15 protein-coding genes are annotated in these 22,822 nt (G+C 61.7%); 4 read left to right on the top strand and 11 right to left on the bottom strand.

Annotated elements, in window-relative coordinates; translation table 11 throughout:
- Positions 1–105: 105 nt before the first annotated feature.
- Together mgtA and ACJ8J4_RS16070 are read left to right on the top strand one after the other, a co-directional pair.
- Positions 106–2,814 (top strand): magnesium-translocating P-type ATPase, encoded by a 2,709-nt coding sequence (mgtA, locus tag ACJ8J4_RS16075; RefSeq protein ID WP_197836436.1) that lies wholly within the window; start codon positions 106–108, stop codon positions 2,812–2,814.
- 143 nt (positions 2,815–2,957) lie between these two features.
- On the top strand, positions 2,958–5,348 hold the full coding sequence (locus ACJ8J4_RS16070; protein WP_264383782.1) for a beta-N-acetylhexosaminidase: 2,391 nt from the start codon (positions 2,958–2,960) through the stop codon (positions 5,346–5,348).
- A gap of 36 nt (positions 5,349–5,384) precedes the next feature.
- Here ACJ8J4_RS16070 and ACJ8J4_RS16065 read toward each other — a convergent pair whose 3' ends face one another.
- The 6 genes from ACJ8J4_RS16065 to argF form a co-directional block, all read right to left on the bottom strand.
- Positions 5,385–8,369 (bottom strand): non-ribosomal peptide synthetase, encoded by a 2,985-nt coding sequence (locus ACJ8J4_RS16065; protein WP_264383783.1) that lies wholly within the window; start codon positions 8,367–8,369, stop codon positions 5,385–5,387.
- 204 nt (positions 8,370–8,573) lie between these two features.
- On the bottom strand, positions 8,574–8,960 hold the full coding sequence (ridA, locus tag ACJ8J4_RS16060) for a 2-iminobutanoate/2-iminopropanoate deaminase (RefSeq protein ID WP_004933379.1): 387 nt from the start codon (positions 8,958–8,960) through the stop codon (positions 8,574–8,576).
- Between the two features lie 159 nt (positions 8,961–9,119).
- Entirely contained in the window at positions 9,120–9,584 is a 465-nt protein-coding gene (gene pyrI, locus ACJ8J4_RS16055; protein ID WP_033641690.1) for an aspartate carbamoyltransferase regulatory subunit, read from the bottom strand.
- Between the two features lie 12 nt (positions 9,585–9,596).
- Positions 9,597–10,532: an aspartate carbamoyltransferase gene (gene pyrB / locus ACJ8J4_RS16050; RefSeq protein ID WP_147823134.1), complete on the bottom strand. Its 936-nt coding sequence runs from the start codon at positions 10,530–10,532 to the stop codon at positions 9,597–9,599.
- Positions 10,533–10,821: 289 nt separating this feature from the next.
- Positions 10,822–12,390 carry an ABC transporter substrate-binding protein gene (locus ACJ8J4_RS16045; protein WP_148123085.1) on the bottom strand — a complete coding sequence of 523 codons (1,569 nt, stop codon included), beginning with the start codon at positions 12,388–12,390 and terminating at the stop codon, positions 10,822–10,824.
- Positions 12,391–12,584: 194 nt separating this feature from the next.
- On the bottom strand, positions 12,585–13,604 hold the full coding sequence (gene argF, locus ACJ8J4_RS16040; protein WP_049294756.1) for an ornithine carbamoyltransferase: 1,020 nt from the start codon (positions 13,602–13,604) through the stop codon (positions 12,585–12,587).
- 162 nt (positions 13,605–13,766) lie between these two features.
- On the opposite strand from argF, the gene rraB reads away from it, so the two are divergent.
- Both rraB and miaE read left to right on the top strand, forming a co-directional pair.
- A complete protein-coding gene (gene rraB, locus ACJ8J4_RS16035; RefSeq protein WP_025305115.1) occupies positions 13,767–14,192 on the top strand; it encodes a ribonuclease E inhibitor RraB in 426 nt (141 codons plus the stop codon).
- 178 nt (positions 14,193–14,370) lie between these two features.
- A complete protein-coding gene (gene miaE, locus ACJ8J4_RS16030; RefSeq protein ID WP_015376459.1) occupies positions 14,371–15,135 on the top strand; it encodes a tRNA isopentenyl-2-thiomethyl-A-37 hydroxylase MiaE in 765 nt (254 codons plus the stop codon).
- A gap of 15 nt (positions 15,136–15,150) precedes the next feature.
- Here the strand turns inward: miaE and ACJ8J4_RS16025 are convergent, their stop codons facing one another.
- The 5 genes from ACJ8J4_RS16025 to pepA all read right to left on the bottom strand — a co-directional run bounded on the left by ACJ8J4_RS16025 (position 15,151) and on the right by pepA (position 22,623).
- A complete protein-coding gene (locus tag ACJ8J4_RS16025) occupies positions 15,151–16,758 on the bottom strand; it encodes a GMC family oxidoreductase (RefSeq protein WP_197836433.1) in 1,608 nt (535 codons plus the stop codon).
- A gap of 226 nt (positions 16,759–16,984) precedes the next feature.
- The gene (locus tag ACJ8J4_RS16020) at positions 16,985–17,488 is read right to left on the bottom strand and encodes a GNAT family N-acetyltransferase (protein WP_004933360.1); all 504 of its coding nucleotides are present in this window, start codon (positions 17,486–17,488) and stop codon (positions 16,985–16,987) included.
- A gap of 200 nt (positions 17,489–17,688) precedes the next feature.
- Positions 17,689–20,565: a valine--tRNA ligase gene (locus tag ACJ8J4_RS16015; RefSeq protein ID WP_049208824.1), complete on the bottom strand. Its 2,877-nt coding sequence runs from the start codon at positions 20,563–20,565 to the stop codon at positions 17,689–17,691.
- 12 nt (positions 20,566–20,577) lie between these two features.
- Positions 20,578–21,027: a DNA polymerase III subunit chi gene (locus ACJ8J4_RS16010; protein WP_025305119.1), complete on the bottom strand. Its 450-nt coding sequence runs from the start codon at positions 21,025–21,027 to the stop codon at positions 20,578–20,580.
- Between the two features lie 84 nt (positions 21,028–21,111).
- Positions 21,112–22,623: a leucyl aminopeptidase gene (pepA, locus tag ACJ8J4_RS16005; protein WP_004933352.1), complete on the bottom strand. Its 1,512-nt coding sequence runs from the start codon at positions 22,621–22,623 to the stop codon at positions 21,112–21,114.
- Between the last annotated feature and the right edge of the window lie 199 nt (positions 22,624–22,822).

Below are 22,822 nucleotides of genomic sequence, written 5' to 3'. Positions count from 1 at the left end.
GGATCTGCGTTGGCAGAGGCTTTTGGGCGCACCCGCCATCCGCCCGGCCGATGACGATCCCCGTTTACCCGCTGCCGTGAGGCACCGGGCGACGAGGTGCGAACCATGAAACTGAAAAAACTCCCCCGTCAGCTGCTGGGCCTGTTTGCCCGCGGCCTTCCGCGCCGTTTGGTGCGCCGCGACAGCCTGCTGGACAGCGTCGGCGGCGCTGCGCGCGATATGCCGGCCGGCCTGGCGCAGCAGCGGCTGGAATGCGCCGCCGCAGAGACGATGCAGCTGTTTGAGCGTTTCCACAGCCACCCGGAAGGCATCACCGCCCATGAGGCGGAACAGGTGCGCCAGCGCTGCGGCGAGAACGTCATCGACGATCAACAGAAAGAGGCCTGGTGGCAACACCTCTGGCACTGCTACCGCAACCCGTTCAACCTGCTGCTGACCGCGCTCGGCATGATCTCTTATGCCACCGAGGATCTCACCGGCGCGTTGGTGATCGCGCTGATGGTGGTGATCTCCACGCTGCTCAACTTCATCCAGGAGGCGCGCTCCAACCGGGCGGCCGACGCGCTGAAGGCCATGGTGAGTAACACCGCCACGGTGATCCGCAGCGATGCGCTCACCGGCAAGAGTGAGCACGTGGAGCTGCCGATCGCGCAGCTGGTGCCGGGCGACATCATCAAGCTGGCGGCCGGCGACATGATCCCGGCGGATCTGCGCGTGCTGTCGGCCAAGGATCTGTTCATCAGCCAGGCGGCGCTGACCGGCGAATCGCTGCCGGTGGAAAAATCCGCGGCGCCGCAGGCGTTGGCGGCCGATCCGCTCGACTGCCAGAACCTGTGTTTCATGGGCACCAACGTGGTCAGCGGCACCGCGCTGGCGATGGTGATCGGCACCGGCGGCGGCACCTATTTCGGCCAGCTGGCGCAGCGCGTCACCAGCCAGGATGATCAGCCGAACGCCTTCCAGAGCGGCATCAGCAAGGTCAGCTGGCTGCTGATCCGCTTTATGCTGGTGATGACGCCGATCGTGCTGCTGATCAACGGCTACACCAAGGGCGACTGGTGGGAGGCGGCGCTGTTCGCGCTGTCGGTGGCGGTCGGGCTGACGCCGGAGATGCTGCCGATGATCGTCACCTCGACGCTGGCCAAAGGGGCGGTGAAGCTGTCGCGCCAGAAGGTGATCGTCAAACGGCTGGATGCCATCCAGAACTTCGGCGCCATGGATATTCTGTGCACCGACAAGACCGGCACCCTGACCCAGGACAAGATCGTACTGGAGCGCCACACCGACGTATTCGGTGCCAGCAGCGAGCGGGTGCTGCGCTACGCCTGGTTGAACAGCTTCTACCAGACCGGGCTGAAAAACCTGCTCGACGTGGCGGTGCTGAGCTGCGCGGAGCAAAATCAGCAGCCGCAGGCGCTGCAAAACTACCGCAAGGTGGATGAGATCCCGTTCGATTTCGTGCGCCGCCGCATGTCGGTGGTGGTGGCCAAAGACAACGAGTATCACGAGCTGGTGTGCAAGGGCGCGCTGGAAGAGATGCTGGCGATTTGCAGCCACGTGCGCCACGAAGACGAGGTGATCCCGCTGAGCGAGGCGCTGCTGGCGAGGATCCGCCGCATCACCGACGATCTCAACCAGCAGGGGCTGCGGGTGGTGGCGGTGGCCAACAAGATCCTGCCGGCGCAAACCCATGAATACGGCGTGGCGGACGAGTCGGATCTGATCCTCGAAGGCTACGTCGCCTTCCTCGATCCGCCGAAGGAAAGCACCGCGCCGGCGCTGGCGGCGCTGAAACAGAACGGCGTCACGGTGAAGATCCTCACCGGCGACAACGAGCTGGTGGCCGCCAAAGTGTGCCGTGACGTCGGGCTCGAGGCCGATCATCTGCTGCGCGGCAGCGAGATCGAGCAGATGGACGACGAGCAGCTGGCGCAGGCGGCGGCGCGTACCACGGTGTTCGCCAAGCTGACGCCGCTGCACAAGGAGCGCATCGTCAAACTGCTGCGCCGCCAGGGGCACGTGGTGGGCTTTATGGGCGACGGCATCAATGACGCGCCGGCGCTACGCGCGGCCGATATCGGCATCTCCGTCGATTCGGCGGTGGACATCGCCAAGGAAGCGGCGGACATCATCCTGCTGGAAAAAAGCCTGATGGTGCTGGAGCAGGGGGTGATCGAAGGGCGCCGCACCTTCGCCAACATGCTGAAATACATCAAGATGACCGCCAGCTCCAACTTCGGCAACGTGTTCAGCGTGCTGATCGCCAGCGCCTTCCTGCCGTTCCTGCCGATGTTGCCGCTGCACCTGTTGATTCAGAACCTGATGTACGACATCTCGCAGATCGCCATCCCGTTCGATAACGTCGATGACGATCAGATCACCCAGCCGCAGCGCTGGAACTCCGCCGATCTGGGGCGATTTATGGTGTTCTTTGGGCCGATCAGTTCGATCTTCGACGTGCTGACCTTCAGCCTGATGTGGTGGGTATTCAAGGCCAACACGCCGGAAATGCAGACGCTGTTCCAGTCCGGCTGGTTCGTGGAAGGGCTGCTGTCGCAAACGCTGATCGTGCACATGATCCGCACGCGCAAAATTCCGTTTATCCAGAGCCGCCCGTCCTGGCCGCTGTGCATCATGACGCTGGCGGTGATCGCCACCGGCATCGGCCTGGTGTTCTCGCCGCTGGCCGGCTTCCTGCAGCTGCAGGCGCTGCCGCTCGGTTACTTCCCGTGGCTGGTGCTGATCCTCGCCGGTTACATGGTGCTGACCCAGTGCGTGAAAGGCTGGTTCGTGCGCCGCTACGGCTGGCAATAACCCGTTCGCCCCCTCCGGCCGGGAGGGGGCAACTGTGATCCCGTCCGCTTTTTCACCGCAACGGTTGGACATCTGTTCTGTGCTGAGTCTTTATCTACAGCGTTGGCTGTTTTTATTGATGTTTTTCCTCTGAGGAATTTCCGATGCACAGACCTTTCCGTTATACGCTACTGGCTTCATCGTTATGGTTTTCTTGCGGCGCGCTGGCGCAGCCGGCGGGTGATTTGCCGCTGATGCCCTGGCCGCAGCAGGTGGAAGTGACGCAACCGGCGGGCAAGCTGGTGCTGGATCGCCGATTGTCTCTGACGCTGCAGGGTGATGATTTGGGCGACGCGCTGCCGCGCTGGCGCCAGCGCATCGAGTTGCAGACCGGCTGGACGCTGGCGCTGAGGGAAGAAGCAAACGGCGCGGCGATCAAAGTGGTGATCAAGGACCGGGTGGCGGCGCAGCCGCTGCCGGGCAGCGATGAGAGCTACCGGCTGGCGGTCACGCCGCAGGGCGCCACGCTGACCGCCAACACTCGCTTTGGCGCGCTGCGCGGCATGGAGACCCTGCTGCAGCTGCTGCAGACCGACGGGCAAAACACTTTCCTGCCATTGGTGGATATTCGCGACGTGCCGCGTTTTCCGTGGCGCGGCGTGCTGCTGGATTCGGCGCGCCATTTCCTGCCGCTGCCGGACATTCTGCGCCAGCTCGACGGCATGGCGGCGGCCAAGCTCAACGTGTTCCACTGGCACCTGACCGACGATCAGGGCTGGCGCTTCGCCTCCGAGCATTACCCCAAACTGCAGCAGCAGGCCAGCGACGGCCAGTTCTACACCCGCGAGCAGATGCGGCAGGTGGTGGCTTACGCCACGGCGCGCGGCATTCGCGTGGTGCCGGAGATCGACATGCCGGGGCACGCCTCCAGCATCGCGGTGGCCTATCCCGATCTGATGAGCGCGCCGGGGCCGTATCGCATGGAGCGCGAGTGGGGCGTGCATAAGCCGACGCTCGATCCGACCCGCGACGAGGTGTATCAGTTTGTCGACACAATCGTCGGCGAGCTGGCGGCGATCTTCCCCGATCCTTATCTGCACATCGGTGGCGACGAGGTGGACGCCAGCCAGTGGCGGGCGTCGCCGTCGATTCAGGCGTTTATGCAGAAGAACGGGCTGGCGGATACCCATGCGCTGCAGGCCTACTTCAACCAGAAGCTGGAAAAGATCCTCGAGAAGCACCAGCGGCAGATGGTCGGTTGGGACGAGATCTACCATCCGTCGCTGCCGCGCTCGATCGTCATTCAATCCTGGCAGGGGCAAGACTCGCTGGGCGCCAGCGCGCAGGACGGCTATCAGGGCATCCTCTCCACCGGTTTCTACCTCGATCAGCCGCAAAGCACCGCCTATCACTACCGCAATGAAATTCTGCCGCAGCCGCTGGGGGTTGAGACGGCGGTGCAACCCGGCGAGCAGGCGCAAAGCTGGCGTTTCAGCATGCCGCGTCTGAAGGGTAGCGCGGTGGAGGGCAGCTTCACGCTGATCGAGGGCAAGCAGGGCTGGCGCGGCTTTATCGATTTCAACGGCAAGTCGCGCCGCGCGGTGCACGGCATCGTCTGGCGCACGCCGCAGCAGGTGACGTTCCGCGTCGATACCTGGATGGGCGATACGCGGCCGGTGGTCACGCTGCAGCAGGACAAGCTCAGCGGCTATACGTTGGTCGGCAACGTGCGTTACCCCACCCAGGGCGAGAAACTGGCGGCGGCGCCGGCGGGCAAGATGCCGGTGGTGCCGGACGAGAAAGGGCAGGCCAATATTCTCGGCGGGGAAGCGGCGCTGTGGGCGGAAAACGTGCGTGCGCCGCTGATCGATCTCAAGCTGTGGCCGCGCGCCTTCGCGGTGGCGGAGCGGCTGTGGTCGGCGCAGGACGTTACCGACGAAAGCAACATGTACCGGCGGCTGGCGGCGATCGACGCCTGGTCGGTGGTGTCGGTCGGCCTGCAGCAGCATGCGGAAACGGCGCGCGAATTCACCCGGCTGAGCAACAGCGTGCAGATCGCGCCGCTACAGATCCTGGCCGAGGCGGTGGAACCGGCGCAGTATTACACCCGGCAGCACCTGAAGTTCCAGGCCGGCAACTATCATCAGTTCGAACCGCTGAACCGCTTTGCCGATGCGCTGCCGCCGGAGAGCGGCGCGGTGCGTGACATGCATGCCCAGGTTGCGGCTTTGCTGAAGGATAAGCGCGATAAGGCGGCGGCGCAGGCGCTGCGCGAACGGCTGCAGCGCTGGCAGGCGAACGGCGCGGCGCTGCAAACGGCGATCGCGGGCAACCGCACGCTGCGGGAGCTGGCGCCGGTGGCGCAGGACGTCGATGCCCTGGCCGTATTGGGGTTAACGCTGCTGGATCGCCATCAGCAGGACAAACCGCTGAGCCGGGCCGAGGCCGAACAAGCGCAGCGCCGGCTGGATGCGGCGGCGCAGACGCGCGACGAAGTGGTGATTGCCGCGGTGTACCCGCTGGAGGCGCTGCTGCGGGGGCTTAAAACGGAGTGAGGGTGACGGGGCTCGGCCAGTTGAGCCCCGGTTTCATTACGCCTGTAGCGACAGCGGCGCATACCCGATGGCGTGCTGCAGGTAATTCAGCAGCAGCTGGCGGGTGAAGCGCGGCTCATCGATACCGCTGCCCTGCAGGAAGCGTTGCAGGTTGCTGCAGTCCCACCGATAGGTGTCTTGATAGAGCTCCACCGTCGATAGCTCGTCCACCATAGGATCCTTGAACAGGCTGAGCAGCGGGTACAGCGGCGCGTCGCTGTCGTTTTCCCATTGGGCCCGCCACTGTGCGAAGGGCAAGGGACGAAAACGATAACCGAACTCGCGCTCCAGCAGGCTGAAAAACTCACGCAGCGTCAGATTATTGTCACCTTGATGGATCAGGTTGAATTTCTGCCCCAGCGCCTGCGGATTGCGAGAGACGTGGGCGATGGCCCGGGTCATGTAATCCACCGTGGTCAACCCTTCGCGCATATCCCGTAAATCCGGCACCGTGCCGCTGCTGATGCAGGTTTTCACCAGCCGTCCCCACCATTGATAATCGGCGTTGACGCCGGTACGGCTGTGGCAGGTGGCGTAGCCCAGGCGGAAGGTCATCAGCGGCAGGCCTTGCGCCGCCGCCAAATCGGCAATTTTCTCCATCACCCATTTGCTGCGCACGTAGCCGATATCGCGGCTGACCGCCGGCAGGTTTTGGTCGATATCGTCGCTTTCCCGCATCACCCGCTTGCCGGTGTGCAGATGCCCCCAGCTGTATACGGAGATGGTCGACAGCAGCATCAGCGGCTTGGTGCGGCTATGCGCCGCGAAGCGAATGATTTCCCGCAGGCCCTGCACGTTGTCGCGCTTCATGTAGGCGTAAGGCTGGATAAAATTCACCGCGCTGGCCGAATGGTAAATCAGATCGATATCTCGGCTTAACGCCCTGTAGGCCGCCGGCGTCAGCGAAAAGTCGTGTTCCGCTACGTTGCCAGGCACGATATGAATGCGCGCGTGCTGGCTGGCGTTCAGCGCGATCCGGTAGCGCTGCAGCACCGCCTCCAGCCGCTGTCTCGGCGGCAGTTTGGCGCCGTCGCGCACCAGACAGTACAGCTCGGAGTCGGTGGTGCGCAGCAGATCGGCCAACAGATGCGCGCCGACGAAGCCGGTGGCGCCGGTCAGCAAAATGGCGCGCGGCGCGCTGATTTGCCGCGGATCGAACGTCGGATCGATGACGAGATCCGACGGCAAATAAACATCATCCTGCAAGGCACGCGCTTCGCCTTGCCGCTGTGTCGGTTGCCGGTCTCTGCGTTGTGCCAGTGCCTGCGCCAGGGCGCCCAGAGTGGGATATTCATAGATGTCGTGCACCGAAGTCTCGACGGCAAATGCCTCGGCCAGCGTCGCCATCAGTTTGGCCGCCAACAGCGAATGGCCGCCCAGCGAGAAAAAATCATCGTCGGCTGCGGGCTGTTCCACTTTCAGCAGCGAGCGCCAGAGATCGGCGACGACGCGCTGGTCGGCGGTCAGCGGCTGCGCAACGTCGACACTGACGCTGACCGATTGGTAATGCGCCAACAGAGCCGCTTTGTCGATCTTGCCGTTGTTGTTCAGCGGCATGTGTTCCAGTAAACGATAATCGGCGGGCAGAAATGCGGTGGGCAGCGTTTCTTTCAGTTTCTGTCGGACGCGTGCGGTCACGTTTTCGCTGTCACTCTCCGCGATCAGAAACGCCACGATTTTCTTGCCCAGCGGATCGTCAGCCATTGCCACGGCGGCCACCGCTTTACGGACGCCCGCAACCTGCAGCATGGCGTTTTCGATTTCGCCCAGTTCAATGCGATTGCCGCGGATTTTGACCTGATCGTCGATACGGCCCAGATATTGAATGCGGCCATCCGCCAGCCAACGAGCCCGATCGCCGCTGCGGTACAGGCGCAATCCGGCGAAGTGAGGCGGGGTGATGAAGCGCTCGGCGGTCAACGCCGGATTGTTCAGGTAGCCGCGGGCCAGACAGCGGCCGCTGATATACAGCTCGCCGGGGCGATCGCCGATCACGGGCTGCAGTCGGTCATCGAGGATGAAGATTTCGGTATCGCCGATGGGCCGCCCAATGCTGGCGGGCGGGTTTTGCGTGGCGCAAGCCACCCGGTTGCAGGTGGCGAATATGGTGGCTTCCGTCGGGCCGTAGTAATCGATCAATGAATAATCGATGCCGCGCAGATCGACCGGATGAAGTTTCTCCCCTGAGCTGAACAGATACCGCAGCGCCAGATTGGCCGGTTGCGGTGCGCCGACCACTTCGGCAACCAGTACGGCGGGCAGGCTGGCGTGGGTAATGCCCTGTTCGGCAAAGTAGGCCAGCAGGACTTCCGGCTGCAGGCGAGCGTCTTCCGGGGGCAGATACAATGTGCCGCCGCTGGTCAGAGGCGACCAGATCTCCCATTGCGCGACGTCGAAACTCAAGCCGGCGATCAGCGTAGAACGACTTTCGGCATCCATGGCGAATTGCTTGTTATGCCAGAGAATTAAATTCAGCAGTGACTGATGTTCTATCAGCACCCCTTTCGGTTTGCCGGTGGTGCCTGAAGTGAAAATGAGATAAACGATGGCATCGGGGGACGGAGAAATGAACGTTATATTCTCCTGCGAAGAAGTTGATATATTATCAATATAAATAATATCCTCGCTGAAGTTATTTTCCGAAAGCGCTATCGTCGCGTTGCTGGCGAGTATTAAAGGGGAACCGCTTTGCGTGACGATATCCTGTATTCTTTTTTCCGGGTAACGGGCGTCGATGGGAATATAGCCTGCGCCGGCTTTGACGATCGCCAACATACCGATCAGCATTTCCGGCGTGCGCAGCGTGACGAGCGGCACATAGCTGTCGGGCGCCACGCCCCGCCGTAGCAACAGCGCGCACAGTGCGCTGCTGGCTTCATCCAATTGACGGTAGGTCAGGTGTTTATTATCGCCGACGACGGCGGTTTTTTCCGGATAACGGGAAACTTGTTGGATAAAATAATCCAATACGCTAGGTGCCATGGTTATCTCCTGTCATTATTCACGAAGTGAACGAAATGAAACAGCAATGACCCGGCCGGGTGAAAAACAATTATAGGCGTATTTTTATTAGGGAATTGTAAATGTGAACGATATTACGCTATCGCTATAAATTAATTGGGTTAATAAAATGATTATCAATAAAAACGGCCAGTCTGCACTGGCCGTGATTCGTATGCGTGTCGATTAACGACGCACGGCGATGGCTTCGATTTCGATCTTCACGTCTTTCGGCAGACGCGCCACTTCTACGCAAGAGCGGGCCGGGAACGGCGCGCTGTGCTCGGTGAAGAAGGCTTCGTACGCGGCGTTGACGGTGGCGAAGTCGTTCAGGTCTTTCACGAATACGGTGGTTTTCACGATGTCGGCAACGATCAGGCCGGCGGCTTCGACGATCGCTTTAACGTTTTCCAGCGACTGGCGCGCCTGTGCGGCGACGTCGTCGGCGACGGCGCCGGTTTTCGGATCGACCGGGATCTGGCCGGAAGTGATGATCATGCTGCCCAGATCAACGCCCTGCACGTAAGGACCAATGGCTGCCGGGGCGAGTTCAGTGCTGATATTACGTGACATGTTTTCTCCTGATAGACCCGTTGTCTTTCACGCCGCCGCGCGGTCGGCCGCAGCGTAAAATTCGGTGGGTAGCAACGTGGGTAGAGTAATTTTCAGAGGACCCATTATAGGGCGTCACCGGGAGAATGACAGCGCCATCTCCCGGCGCCCATGCCGGGCTTAGTCCGCCTGCAGCACCACCTGATGCTCGAACTCTTTTTCGCAGTAGCGGCATTTCAGGTGCACTTCGCCGTCGCGCGATTTGACGCTGAAGCTCGACGCCACCGGCTCGCTGCGGCTGATGCAGTTGCCGTTCGGGCAGGTCAGCACGCCGTCGATGTGGTCCGGCAGGCTGAGGGTCAGTTTGCGCACCACTTCATAGTTATCGATGCGGTTTACCGTGGCCTTCGGCGCGTACATCGCCAGCTGGTTGGCCTGCTGCTCGGTCAGGAAGGTGTTCTCGATCTTGATCAGATCCTTGCGGCCCAGCTCGTTGGAGGGCAGGTTCAGGCCGATGGTGATGCGCTGGTCGGTGGCGGTCAGCTTGAACAGCGTCAGCAGTTTGAAACCGATCTGCGCCGGAATATGGTCGATCACCGTGCCGCATTTGATCGCTTCGACCTGCAGTTTGTTGTCGTGAGTCATGGCGGTTCCCCCTTAAAGATCCAAATCTGCGTTGAGCACCAGCGCCAGCAGCGCCTGGCGGGCGAAGATGCCGTTGCCCGCCTGCTGGAAGTAGTAAGCGTACGGCGTTTTATCCACGTCGGTGGCGATCTCGTCGATGCGCGGCAGCGGGTGCAGTACCTTGAGGTTGGCGCGCGCGCCGGCCAGATCTGCGGCGCGCAGCACGAACTGCGCCTTCACGTTGGCGTACTCGGAAGGATCGAGGCGCTCTTTCTGCACCCGGGTCATGTAGAGAATATCCAGCTCTGGCACCACTTCTTCAATGCTGCTGTGCAGGCTGTACTCGATGCCTTTCTCTTCCAGCATTTTCAGGATGTAGGCCGGCATCGCCAGCGCGTCCGGGGCGATGAAGTAGAAGCGGTTGCCTTCGAATTTGGCCAGCGCCTGGGTGAGCGAGTGCACGGTGCGGCCGTATTTCAGGTCGCCGACCATGGCGATGCTGAGGTTGCTCAGGCGCCCCTGGGTTTCCTGGATGGTGAACAGATCCAGCAGGGTCTGGGTCGGGTGTTGGTTGGCGCCGTCGCCGGCGTTGAGCACCGGCACGTTGCCGGAGAACTCCGAGGCCATGCGCGCCGCGCCTTCCTGCGGGTGGCGCATCACGATGGCGTCCACGTAGGTGCTGATCACCGAGATGGTGTCAGCCAGGGTTTCGCCTTTTTTGCCGAGCGAGGTGTTGCTGCCGTCGGCAAAACCGACCACCGAGGCGCCGAGGCGGTGCATCGAGGTTTCGAACGACAGGCGGGTACGGGTCGAGGCTTCAAAGAAGCAGCTGGCGATCACCTTGTGTTTCAACAGCTCCGGCTGCGGGTTGGCTTTCAGACCGGCGGCGGTGCGCAGCACCAGCTCCAGATCCTCGCGGCTGAGATCGTTAATAGAGATGATGTGTTTGTGATACAGCGGGTTGGCCATTTTTCACTCCTCCTCGACGCGTGCCCGTGGCGCGGGACTTTTTAAGGCAAAAAAAAGCCCCTCAATGAGGGGCTTGAAAAGATCGGTTTAGCAACAGGAGAAACAACGGCAGCTGGCCGCCGATAGGCAGTCGGTTTTGTCGATTGCGGCTAACAAAACAAACGTCGTTTTTCATGCTTTCTCCTGGCAAATTGTGGCGCATTATACTCGCGCTTTTCGCCACTGCAAGCGTTAAAACGCCGTTTTTTGCCGCCCCGCAATCGATTGGCCGGCGATGGCCGCCCGCGGGCTATTTGCTGACGCGATCGTAGTAGACCATGTCGGCGTTCAACCCCTGTTGATAGCCTTTGACGTTGTCGCGCAGCACCACTTCGGTTTTGGCCTGATCGATAAACACGTACGGCGAACTGCGCTGCAGCTCCTGCTGCATGGCGGTGTACAGCGCGCGGCGCTTGGCTGGATCGGCTTCGGCCAGCGCCGCCAGCGTCTGCTTATTCAACTGCGGGATCTGCCAGCCGTTCAGCCCGGCCACCGTACTGCTCTTGCCGTCGTTGTAGGCGAAGGCGCTGGCGTTGGAGTGGGCGTCGAAGTAATCCGGGATCCACAGGCGGATCGCCGCCTGATGCTGCCTGGCGCGCACGCGAGAGTAAACCTGGCTGCCGGCGGCCGGCAGCAGTTCGATCTTCACGCCGGCGGCGGCGAAGCTGCCCTGCAGCGCCTGCGCGATGGTGATGAACGGCGGCTTGTTCTCTACGTCCAGCGTAAAGGCGGCGTGGGTGATGCCCGCCTTGGCCAGGATGGCTTTCGCCTTAGCCGGATCGTAGCTGAACGGGTTGGTCTCCAGCGCGCCCGGCAGCCCGACCGGCAGGAAGCTCTGGTGCACGAAGTATTGGCCCTTCAGCAGATCCTTCGTGATGCCCTGATAATCCACCAGATAGCGCGCCGCTTCCCAGAAGGCCGGGTTGTTCAGCAGCGGATTGGCGCCGTTGCCGGTGTTGAACACCAGGTAGTTTTGCTCGGCGGACGGGATCTCCAGCACCTTGACGCCCGGCTGGTTTTTCAGCGTGTCGGTCTGATCGGCGCCCAGTTCGCGGGCGATATCGGCGTCGCCCTGCTGGATCAGCAGGCGGCGGGTGGCCGGATCCGGCACGTTTTTAATGATGATGTTTTTCAGCTGCGGCTTGTCGCCCGGCGAGGTGGGGTTGGCGTCCAGCACGATCGCCTGATGCGGCTGATAGACGCGCATCTTGAACGGGCCGCTGCCGGCGGAGTGCATTTTCAGCCAGGCGTTGCCGAAGTCGCCGTCTTTGACATTGGCCAGCGCCGCCTTGCTGTCGACGATCGAGGCGATCGGCGTCGAGAGGATATTCAGCGCCACCGCCGGGCTGACGTCCGCCGTCCAGCGCAGCTGCACGGTATGGTCGTCGATCTTCTTCAGCTGCGCGTCGATGTTGTCCGGCTGCCAGCCGAGCACGTTGAGGATGAACGCTGGCGATTTGTTCATTTTGACCGCGCGGCTGTAGGAAAAGATCACGTCGTCGGCGGTCAGCGGATTGCCGGAGGCAAACGCCGCCTGCGGCCGCAGTTTCACCGTCAGCGTTTTAGCTGCCGCATCGCCCTGCCAGCTTTCCGCCAGCACCGGCGCCACCTTAGCCGGATCGTCGCGATCCGCCTGCACCAGACGCTGATACAGGCTGGGCACCGTCTGGATGCTGGAGAGTTCGTTGGCTTCCGCCGGATCGAGGCTGACGATGTCATCCAGCGATTGCACCACTACCAGCGTATTCGGCGGCGTGGCGGCTAACGCGGCGGCGGGCAGGGCGGCGAGCAGGAACAGCGGCAAGAGTTTGGTTTTCATCGGTGTGTATCCCCTGAAGGCGCCGCAAGGCGGCGCTGAGAACGGTTTGTTATCGTTGGTTTTTATGGCGCGGGCGCCGTCGGCCTGTCACGGTAGAACCTTTGCCGGCGGCGGGCAAAGGTCAATCCGCTATTTGATATTCCAGGAATATATTAGCCGCCCTGGCCGGGGGCGCCAGGGCGGAGGGGGGGCAATCAGAGGGTTTCGCTCAGCGTGGCGACCAGCACCGCCTTGATGGTATGCAGCCGGTTTTCCGCCTGATCGAACACCACGCTGTGCGCCGACTCGAACACCTCGTCGGTCACTTCCATGCCGCCGTGCAGGTCGTACTGCTGCGCCATCTGCTTACCGAGGGTGGTTTGATCGTCGTGGAACGCTGGCAGGCAGTGCAGAAACTTCACGTTCGGGTTGCCGGTCAGCTTCAGCATCGCCATGTTGACCTGATACGGCCGCAGCAGCGCGATACGCTCTTGCCAGGTTTCTTTCGGTTCGCCCATCGACACCCAGACGTCAGTGTAGAGGAAGTCGGCGTCTTGCACCCCTTCGGCGATGTCTTCGGTCAGGGTGAGTTTCGCGCCGGTTTGCTGCGCCAGCGCCTGGCATTCGGCCACCAGCTCCGGCTGCGGCCAGCAGGCCTTCGGCGCCACCAGCCGCAGATCCATGCCCGCCAGCGCGGCGGCTTCCAGCAGCGTGTTGCCCATGTTGTTGCGCGCGTCGCCGACGTACGCCAGCTTCACCTCGCTCAGCGCCTTGCCCGGCAGGTGTTCCTGCACGGTGAGCAGATCCGCCAGCAATTGGGTAGGGTGGAACTCGTCGGTCAGGCCGTTCCACACCGGCACGCCGGCGTGTTCCGCCAGGGTTTCCACCAGCGCCTGGCCGTAGCCGCGGTATTGAATACCGTCGTACAGGCGGCCCAGCACCCGGGCGGTGTCTTTCATCGACTCTTTATGGCCGATCTGGCTGCCGCTTGGGCCGAGATAGGTCACCTGCGCACCCTGATCGAATGCGGCAACTTCGAAAGAGCATCGCGTGCGGGTCGAGTCTTTTTCGAAGATGAGCGCAATGTTTTTGCCCTGCAGCCGGCGCTGTTCCTGCCCCTGCTTCTTGGCCTGTTTCAGATCGGCCGAAAGCCGCAGCAGCGCCTGCAGCTCGGCGGGGGTGAAATCCATTAACCTCAGAAAGTGACGTTGGTAGAACGCATTGCCGGTGCTCATAGTCCGATTCCCTGATTGTGTAATTGAATTAAAATTCACTTTATATGTATGAATATTCAATTTCAACCCCGACGAGCAAATCTTTCACGTTTATCGTGGAAGCAATGTCGGCGGTGTGTGAAAATAGAAGGAATGAAGGCCATTTGACTTGAGGATATAGGCATGGCAAACCGCGAATTGCTGGAAGAACAACGTGAAGAGACCCGCCTGATCATCGAAGAACTGCTGGAAGACGGCAGCGATCCGGACGCGCTCTACACCATCGAGCACCATCTGTCCGCCGAGAAATTTGAGGTTCTGGAGCAGGCCGCCGTTGAAGCCTTCAAGCTGGGCTACGAAGTGACCGACGCCGAAGAGCTGGAAGTGGAAGACGGTTCGATGGTGATGTGCTGCGACGTGATCAGCGAAGTCGGCCTGAACGCCGAGCTGATCGACGCCCAGGTAGAACAGCTGGTGGCGCTGGCGGAACGCTGCGGCGTCAACTACGACGGCTGGGGCACTTACTTCGAAGATCCGAACGGTGAAGACGGTGAGGATGACGAAGACGGCGACTACATCGACGAAGACGACGACGGCAAACGCCACTGATTAACCCCGCTTATTCACATGGGCCGGTTCTCGCCGGCCCCTGATATCCCCGTCGTCTTTCAAGCTGCAGCGTTGTTGGCTGCACTCTCTCACCCCAGTCACTTACCTGAGTAAGCTCCTGGGGATGAGTGAGCTGGCCGCCTAGCTGCAACTTGAAATACATAGGGCAATGAAGCCGATGACATACCAATCCCTGTTAGCCCCGATTTTAAGCTTCCTGCACTGTGAAACTCCCGACGCCTGGATCGACGCCGCGCGCCGTCCGGAAAACCTGCAGCTGTTGCTGACCGACCACCTGGTGTGCGAGCTGAAAGCCGCACAGACCGGCATGTGGCTGATCCGCCGCTATGTGGCGGACAAAGAGAGCGGCGACGCGCTGTTGGCGCTGCTGCGGCCCTACGAGGCGTTTCTGCACGAAGCGCAGGGCGCGCCCGACACGCTATTCCGCCAGGGCCAGTTCACCCGCAAGATCCTGCCGAAAAACGGCTCGGCCTACGGCCAGGATCTGGCGGATCGCATGGTGCTGTTGATCAAGGAAGAGTTGCACCACTTCTCACAGGTGCTGGAGATCATGCAGGCACGCGGGATCCCATATCGCAAGATCACCGCCAGCCGCTACGCCAAGGGCATGATCCGCGAGATCCGCACTCACGATCCGGCGACGCTGATCGACAAACTGATCTGTGGCGCCTACATCGAAGCGCGATCCTGCGAACGCTTCGCCAAACTGGCGCCGCACCTGGACGACGAGCTGAACCGCTTTTACGTTTCGCTGCTGCGATCCGAAGCGCGGCATTATCAGGACTACCTGACATTGGCCGAGCAGATCGCCGGCGGCGACATCAGCGAACGGGTGGCGCATTTCGGCCGCCTCGAAGCTGAGCTGATCCTGTCGCCGGACAGCGAGCTGCGTTTCCACAGCGGCGTGCCCGCCGCCGCCTGACGTTGAAGCGCGCCCTTACTGCGGCGCGCCCAGCAACAGATCCACCGCCTTTTCCGCCAGCATGATGGTCGGCGCATTGGTGTTGCCGCTGGTGAGCTGCGGCATCACCGAGCAGTCGATCACCCGCAGCTGTTCAAAACCGTGCACCCGCAGCTGCGGATCGGTCACCGCGTCCTGTGGCGACGGCCCCATGCGGCAACTGCCCACCGGGTGATACACCGTCTTGCAGAAGTTGCGCACGAAGGCTTCCAGCTGAGCTTCGTCGCGTGTCCACTCCGGCTGCGGCATCAGCAGGTCTTTGATCAGCGGCTTCAGCGCCGCGGTTTGCAGGAAATCCAGGCCGAACTTCACCGCGCGCACGCTGCCGGCCAGATCGTCCGGGTGGCCGAGGTAGTTGGCGTGCAGCTTGACCGGATCGCGCGGGTTGCTGCTGCGCAGCAGCACTTCGCCGCGCGCCTTCGGCTGCAGGTAACCGACCTTGAGCGTGAAGCCGTGAATGTTCGGCAGCGGCTCGCCGGGCACGTCGTCCCAGCTGTCCAGCAGCGGCAGGAAGTGGATCTGCACGTCCGGCCGGCCGTCGCCCTGGCTGTCGGTGAAGGCGGCGCCTTCCAGCACGTTGGACGAGAGCACCCCGCTGCGAAACGCCAGCCACTGCGCGCCGTGGCTCAGCGCCTGCAGGCCGCGATCGGCGCCGAACAGGCTGATCGGCTCGCGGGTGCTGACGTTGATCGACATGTGCAGATGGTCGTGGAAGTTTTTGCCCACCGGCAGATCCGCCCGCACCTCGATGCCCAACTGCTGCAGATGGTCGCGCGGGCCGATGCCGGACAGCATCAGCAGCTTCGGCGAACCGACTGCGCCGGCGCTGACGATCACCTCTTTGGTGGCGCGCGCGGTGACTTCGGCGCCGCCGTTCTGGCTGTAGACCACGCCGGTGGCGACGTTGCCCTCGAAGGTCAGCCGGTGCGCCAGGGCGTTCAGTTTCACCACCAGCCGCCGTTCGTCGCGCACTGCCTTCAGGTAGGTGCGGGCGGTGCTGGCGCGCTCGCCGTTGCGGGTGGTGGTTTGGTAGAAACCGACGCCGTGCTGGCTGTCGCCGTTGAAGTCGTTGAGATAGGGCAGGTTCAACTCCTGGCCGGCGCGGATAAACGCCATGCTCAGCGGGTGGCGGTAGCGGTTCTCGCTGACCGGCAGCAGCCCGTCGGCGCCGTGGTAGTCGTCGGACAGGCTTTCATTGGCCTCGGCGCGTTTGAAGTAGGGCAGCACCTCCCGGTAGCTCCAGCCGGTGCAGCCGTAGCGTTCGGCCCAGTCGTCGTAGTCCTGCGGCTGGCCGCGCAGGTAGATCATGCCGTTGACCGAACTGCTGCCGCCCAGCACCTTGCCCTGCGCGATCTGCATGCGGCGGTTGTTGGCGTGCGGTTCCGGCTCCGTCTCGTAGGGCCAGCTTTTTTTGGCGATGATCTTGGCCACCCCGGCCGGCATCTTGATGAACAGGTTATTGTCGTCGCCGCCGGCTTCCAGCAGCAGCACCCGCGCCTGGGTGCGGCGGATCAGCTGCGCCGCCAGCACGCAGCCGGCGGAACCGGCGCCGACGATGATGTAATCAAAGGTATTTTCCGACATGACAGCTCTCCGTGCGCGATTGGGATACTGGCAGAGTAACGCGGGGGGAAAAGCGGTCAATTTGCGATCGTTAATTTATTAACGAACTTCACATTAAATTTACACCGTGGTTTTTAACGTCAGTTTATCTGCTTGAAAAACGGCGTTATAGCGAGTTTTACTGATTGATTGCGATATTAATAAAAAGGCGCAGCACGCTGCGCCATGATAGAGAGGCGGGGGACGATTACAGCGTTTTCAGCATGGTGACTTCGCAATCGACGTGGCCGGTGGCGCCCATCGCGTGGTCGATGTGTTCGAAGCCCAGGTGTTCGTACAGCGCAACGGCCTGCGTCAGGCTGGCGGTGGTCTCGAGGTAACAACAGCGGAAGCCGTGCTGGCGGGCGAAATCCAGCGCCTGCAGCGCCAGGCGTTTCGCCAATCCTTTGCCGCGCAACACCGGCAGGAAATACATCTTCTGTAATTCGCAAATATCGTCTGCACCGCCCTGCAGCGGCGCGATGCCGCCGCCGCCGGCGACCTGGCCGTCCACCTCGATCACCCAGTAAGCGCTGCGCGGCAGGCTGTAGAGCTGATACAGGGCGTCCAGATTGGGATCGGAGACGGTATAGCCTTTATCCGCCGTCAGGCCGTGCTCGGCGGAGACTTCGCGAATGACGTGAGCAATGGCGGGATTGTCTTCCGCCGTGATGGGGCGCACCAGCAGGCGCGCCGGGGTTGCTGTTGTCATGTTTACACTCGCCATTGAAAGAGACCACGTTCGTTTTTCGTTTTTATCGCAGCACGAAACGCGCCGGGGATTATTTCCCGGCGGCGTCCCTGCAGCAGTAATATCTTGTAATAACATCTAACCCGGCCCGGATGCAACGGCGATAAAAAAACAGCGGGGAAGACCCCGCTGTTTTTCAGGCGTTGGCGTGAGCCGGTGGATTACAGTGCGGCGATGGTCGCCTGCTGTTCCTGCAGTTTCACTTTGCCTTCTTTACAGGCCGCCAGACGATCGCGTTCTTTGGCGACCACCGCCTCCGGCGCGCGTGCCACGAAGCCTTCGTTCGCCAGCTTGCCTTCGATCGAAGCGATTTCCGCATCCAGTTTACCCATCTCTTTCGCCAGACGCGCGATCTCGGCGTCCTTGTCGATGAAGCCGGCCATCGGGATCAGCAACTCGGCGCCGTCCACCAGCTTGGTGACGGAGACCGGGCCTTTCTCACCGGCTGGCAGCAGCGCGATGGATTCCAGGCGCGCCAGACGGGCGATAAAGCTTTGGTTCTCCTGCACGCGGCGCTGGGCGTCGGCGCTGCAGTTGCGCAGCAGCACGTCTAGCGTTTTGCTAGGCGCGATGTTCATCTCGGCGCGGATGTTGCGCACGGCGATGATGGTTTGCTTGATCCACTCCAGATCGTTCAGCGCCTGCTCGTCTTCCAGCGCGGCGTCGTAGGCCGGGAACGGCTGCAGCATGATGGTGTCTGCGGTCGTGCCGGTCAGCGGCTTCACGCGCTGCCAGATGGTTTCGGTGATGAACGGAATGATCGGGTGCGCCAGGCGCAGCAGCGCTTCCAGCACGGTGATCAGCGTGTGGCGGGTGCCGCGCTGTTCCGCTTCGCTGCCGTTGCTCACCACCGGCTTGGTCAGCTCCAGATACCAGTCGCAGAACTGGTTCCAGGTGAATTCGTACAGGATGTTGGCCGCCAGATCGAAGCGGTAGGTGTCCAGCGCTTCGCGGTAGGCTTTCACCGTGCGGTTGAATTCGGCCAGGATCCAGCGATCCGCCAGCGACAGCACTTTCTCGCCGCCGTTGAAGCCGCAGTCGTGCGCTTCGGTGTTCATCAGCACGAAGCGGCTGGCGTTCCACAGCTTGTTACAGAAGTTGCGGTAGCCTTCCAGGCGCTTCATGTCCCAGTTGATGTCGCGGCCGGTCGAGGCCAGCGCCGCCAGGGTGAAGCGCAGGGCGTCGGTGCCGTGCGGCTCGATGCCGTTCGGGAACTGCTTCTCGGTACGCTTGCGGATTTTCTCCGCCAGCTGCGGCTGCATCATGTTGCCGGTGCGTTTTTCCAGCAGATCTTCCAGCGAGATGCCGTCGACCATGTCCAGCGGGTCGATCACGTTGCCTTTCGACTTGGACATCTTCTGGCCTTCGTCGTCGCGGATAAGGCCGGTCATGTAGACGGTCTTGAACGGCACCTGCGGCTTGCCGTTTTCATCCTTGATGAAGTGCATGGTCAGCATGATCATGCGCGCGATCCAGAAGAAGATGATGTCGAAGCCGCTGACCATCACGCTGGTCGGGTGGAAGGTTTTCAGCGCCTCGGTCTGCTCCGGCCAGCCCAGGGTAGAGAAGGTCCACAGGCCGGACGAGAACCAGGTGTCCAGCACGTCTTCGTCCTGGGTCAGCACCACGTCGGCGCCCAGGTTGTTCTCGCTGCGCACTTCTTCTTCGCTGCGGCCCACGTAGACTTTGCCGTTCACGTCATACCAGGCCGGGATGCGGTGGCCCCACCACAGCTGACGCGAGATGCACCAGTCCTGAATGTCGCGCATCCAGCTGAAGTACATGTTTTCGTACTGCTTCGGCACGAACTGGATGTCGCCCTGTTCGACCGCTTCCACCGCCACTTTGGCCAGCGGCGCGGTGCGCACGTACCATTGGTCGGTCAGCATCGGCTCGATCACCACGCCGCCGCGGTCGCCGTAAGGCACCGTCAGGTCGTGCGGTTTGACCTCGTCCAGCAGGCCCAACTGATCGAAGGCGGCAACCACCGCTTTACGCGCCGCGAAGCGCTCCAGGCCGCGGAACTCGGCCGGGATTTCGTTGCAGTAGTCGGTGCAGACTTCGCCCAGGGTGTTGAACACTTCCGCTTCCTGGCGGATGTCGCCGTCGAAGGTCAGAATGTTGATCATCGGCAGGCCGTGGCGTTTGCCGACTTCGTAGTCGTTGAAATCGTGCGCCGGGGTGATCTTCACGCAGCCGGTGCCTTTTTCCATATCGGCGTGTTCGTCGCCGACGATGCGGATGCGGCGGCCGACCAGCGGCAGAATGATCTCTTTGCCGATCAGGTCTTTATAGCGCGGATCTTCCGGGTTGACCGCCACGCCGGTATCGCCCAGCACGGTTTCCGGACGGGTGGTGGCGACCACCAGATAGTCTTTGCCCTCGGCGGTTTTCGCGCCGTCGGCCAGCGGGTAGCGCAGGTGCCACATGGAACCTTTGGACTCGCGGTTTTCCACTTCCAGATCGGAGATGGCGGTGCGCAGCTTCGGATCCCAGTTCACCAGGCGCTTGCCGCGGTAGATCAGGTCTTCTTTGTGCAGACGGACAAACACTTCGCGCACCGCGTTCGACAGGCCTTCGTCCATGGTGAAGCGCTCGCGCTCCCAGTCCACGGAGTTGCCCAGACGGCGCATTTGGCGGGTGATGGTGCCGCCGGATTCCGCCTTCCACTGCCAGATTTTGTCGATGAACGCGTCACGGCCGTAGTCGTGGCGGGTTTTGCCTTCTTCCGCGGCGATCTTGCGCTCCACCACCATCTGGGTGGCGATGCCGGCGTGGTCGGTGCCCGCCTGCCACAGGGTGTTTTTACCCTGCATGCGCTGATAGCGAATCATGGTGTCCATGATGGTCTGCTGGAACGCGTGGCCCATGTGCAGGCTGCCGGTGACGTTCGGCGGCGGGATCATGATGCAGAAGCTTTCCTGGCTGGTGTCGCCGTTCGGCTTGAAGTAACCCTGATTCTCCCAGTGATCGTACAGCTTCTGTTCGATCTGTTTTGGGTCGTATGCGGTGTCGAGCTGACTGTTTGTCTTTTCCATTCTTTATCGTATTCAGTGAGTTGGCGGCGTAGCCGTGGTCAAATGGAAGCCGACGCTGCGATAGGCCTTGTAACGGTCGCGCGCCAACTGTTTCAGAGTGTCTTCGTAAGGAACGAAGTCTACCACTTCATGGAAAGCGGTAGCAAAATCGGCAAACTGCGGCAGCAGGGCGATCAGCAGATCGCGCGGGGCGTTGCCGCGCTTGCCGGGCCAGCACAGTTCCACCGGCGCGCCGTAGTGCGGCCCTTCGCCGGCCAGGTTGTGCGGCACAAATTCATGCGGCTCGCGCTGCCACAGCGCTTCGTCCAGCCGCTGGGCCTGCTCCTGGCTCTCGCAGGCGATCAGCACCCGCTTGCCGGAACGGAAGCCGCTGGCGGCAACGGCGCAGGCCACGGCCTCATGGGCGCTGAGCGCGCCTGACGGTTCCGCGTTGTCGAGCAAATAAAACGTCGCCTGTTTCATTAAGGATCCACCGCTGCCGATAAAAAAATGTAGGGGCACAGCATGCTGTGCCCCTTGGGATTATACCTGAATTACCGCTCAGATTTAATCGTCGCCGTTCAGACCTGCACGGTTGAGCAGGAACTGCGACAGCAGCGCCACCGGGCGGCCGGTCGCGCCCTTGGCTTTACCGGAGCGCCAGGCGGTGCCGGCGATATCCAGGTGTGCCCAGGTGTACTTGCGGGTGAAGCGCGACAGGAAGCAGGCGGCGGTGATGGCGCCACCAGGGCGGCCACCGATGTTCGCCATGTCGGCGAAGTTGGAGTCCAGCTGCTCGTAGTACTCGTCGGCCATCGGCAGGCGCCAGGCGCGGTCGCCGGCCTGCTCGGAAGCGCCCAGCAGCTCGTGCGCCAGCGGGTTGTGGTTCGACATCAGGCCGGTGATGTGGTGGCCCAAGGCGATCACGCAGGCGCCGGTCAGGGTGGCGATGTCGATCACCAGCTCCGGTTCGAAGCGCTCGACGTAGGTCAGGGTGTCGCACAGCACCAGGCGGCCTTCGGCGTCGGTGTTGAGCACCTCGACGGTCTGGCCGGACATGGTGGTCAGCACGTCGCCCGGACGATACGCCCGGCCGCCCGGCATGTTTTCACAGCCGGCCAGCACGCCGATCACGTTCAGCGGCAGGTTCAGCTCCGCCACCACGCGCATCACGCCGTACACGGTCGCCGCGCCGCACATGTCGTATTTCATCTCGTCCATGCCGTCGGCCGGTTTGATCGAGATGCCGCCGGAGTCGAAGGTCAGCCCTTTGCCTACCAGCACGATCGGCTTAGCGTCCGGATTTGGGTTGCCCTTATATTCCATCACCGACATCAATGATTCGTTCTGCGAACCAGCGCCGACCGCCAGATAGGCGTTCATGCCCAGCTCTTTCATCTGCTGTTCGCCGATGACGCGGGTGGTGATGTTGGTGCTGAAGGCGTCCGCCAACTGACGGGCCTGCGAGGCCAGGTAGCCGGCGTTACAGATGTTCGGCGGCATGTTGCCGAGATCTTTGGCCGCCTTGATGCCGGAAGCCACCGCCAGGCCGTGCTGGATAGCGCGCTCGCCGCTGGTGAGCTCACGGCGGGTCGGCACGTTGAACACCATTTTGCGCAGCGGACGACGCGGCTCCACCTTGTTGCTTTTCAGCTGATCGAAGGTGTAGAGCGTCTCTTTGGCGGTTTCCACCGCCTGACGCACTTTCCAGTAGGTATTGCGGCCTTTCACGTGCAGTTCGGTCAGGAAGCAGACCGCTTCCATCGAGCCGGTGTCGTTGAGGGTATTGATGGTTTTCTGGATCACCTGCTTGTATTGGCGCTCATCGAGCTCGCGCTCTTTGCCGCAGCCGATCAGCAGGATGCGCTCGGAGAGAATGTTGGGCACATGGTGCAGTAGCAGCGTCTGCCCGACCTTGCCTTCCAGTTCGCCACGGCGCAGCAATGCGCTGATATAACCATCACTGATTTTGTCGAGTTGTTCTGCGATAGGGGACAGGCGGCGCGGTTCGAAAACGCCGACTACAATACAGGCACTGCGCTGTTTTTCCGGGCTACCGCTTTTTACACTGAACTCCATGCACTCTCCTGAATCTTAAAGACAAAGGCGGACGCTACGGCTAGAATAACCGACTCCGTAACGATCTCCTGCCATTTGAGTTAACGGATTATGTTAACCTGAACGGCATAAATTGCTCTGTTTTGGCGACTATAAGCAAGTTCCTATAGGACACCCAAACGGCTTGATGTTGTAATACTATTTTAGCTGTGAAGGTTGC

Source organism: Serratia sp. CY47280, from assembly GCF_052168655.1.
Classification (GTDB): Bacteria; Pseudomonadota; Gammaproteobacteria; order Enterobacterales; family Enterobacteriaceae; genus Serratia; species Serratia bockelmannii.
Note: the sequence above shows the minus strand (reverse complement) of the source record. Positions and strands in the feature narration are given on the sequence as shown.

What these genes read in the sequence shown, in the direction of transcription:
- mgtA (WP_197836436.1), top strand. Translation starts at nt 106, where the DNA reads ATGAAACTGAAAAAACTCCCCCGTCAGCTGCTGGGCCTGTTTGCCCGC.
- ACJ8J4_RS16070 (WP_264383782.1), top strand. Translation starts at nt 2,958, where the DNA reads ATGCACAGACCTTTCCGTTATACGCTACTGGCTTCATCGTTATGGTTT.
- ACJ8J4_RS16065 (WP_264383783.1), bottom strand. Translation starts at nt 8,369, where the DNA reads ATGGCACCTAGCGTATTGGATTATTTTATCCAACAAGTTTCCCGTTAT.
- ridA (WP_004933379.1), bottom strand. Translation starts at nt 8,960, where the DNA reads ATGTCACGTAATATCAGCACTGAACTCGCCCCGGCAGCCATTGGTCCT.
- pyrI (WP_033641690.1), bottom strand. Translation starts at nt 9,584, where the DNA reads ATGACTCACGACAACAAACTGCAGGTCGAAGCGATCAAATGCGGCACG.
- pyrB (WP_147823134.1), bottom strand. Translation starts at nt 10,532, where the DNA reads ATGGCCAACCCGCTGTATCACAAACACATCATCTCTATTAACGATCTC.
- ACJ8J4_RS16045 (WP_148123085.1), bottom strand. Translation starts at nt 12,390, where the DNA reads ATGAAAACCAAACTCTTGCCGCTGTTCCTGCTCGCCGCCCTGCCCGCC.
- argF (WP_049294756.1), bottom strand. Translation starts at nt 13,604, where the DNA reads ATGAGCACCGGCAATGCGTTCTACCAACGTCACTTTCTGAGGTTAATG.
- rraB (WP_025305115.1), top strand. Translation starts at nt 13,767, where the DNA reads ATGGCAAACCGCGAATTGCTGGAAGAACAACGTGAAGAGACCCGCCTG.
- miaE (WP_015376459.1), top strand. Translation starts at nt 14,371, where the DNA reads ATGACATACCAATCCCTGTTAGCCCCGATTTTAAGCTTCCTGCACTGT.
- ACJ8J4_RS16025 (WP_197836433.1), bottom strand. Translation starts at nt 16,758, where the DNA reads ATGTCGGAAAATACCTTTGATTACATCATCGTCGGCGCCGGTTCCGCC.
- ACJ8J4_RS16020 (WP_004933360.1), bottom strand. Translation starts at nt 17,488, where the DNA reads ATGACAACAGCAACCCCGGCGCGCCTGCTGGTGCGCCCCATCACGGCG.
- ACJ8J4_RS16015 (WP_049208824.1), bottom strand. Translation starts at nt 20,565, where the DNA reads ATGGAAAAGACAAACAGTCAGCTCGACACCGCATACGACCCAAAACAG.
- ACJ8J4_RS16010 (WP_025305119.1), bottom strand. Translation starts at nt 21,027, where the DNA reads ATGAAACAGGCGACGTTTTATTTGCTCGACAACGCGGAACCGTCAGGC.
- pepA (WP_004933352.1), bottom strand. Translation starts at nt 22,623, where the DNA reads ATGGAGTTCAGTGTAAAAAGCGGTAGCCCGGAAAAACAGCGCAGTGCC.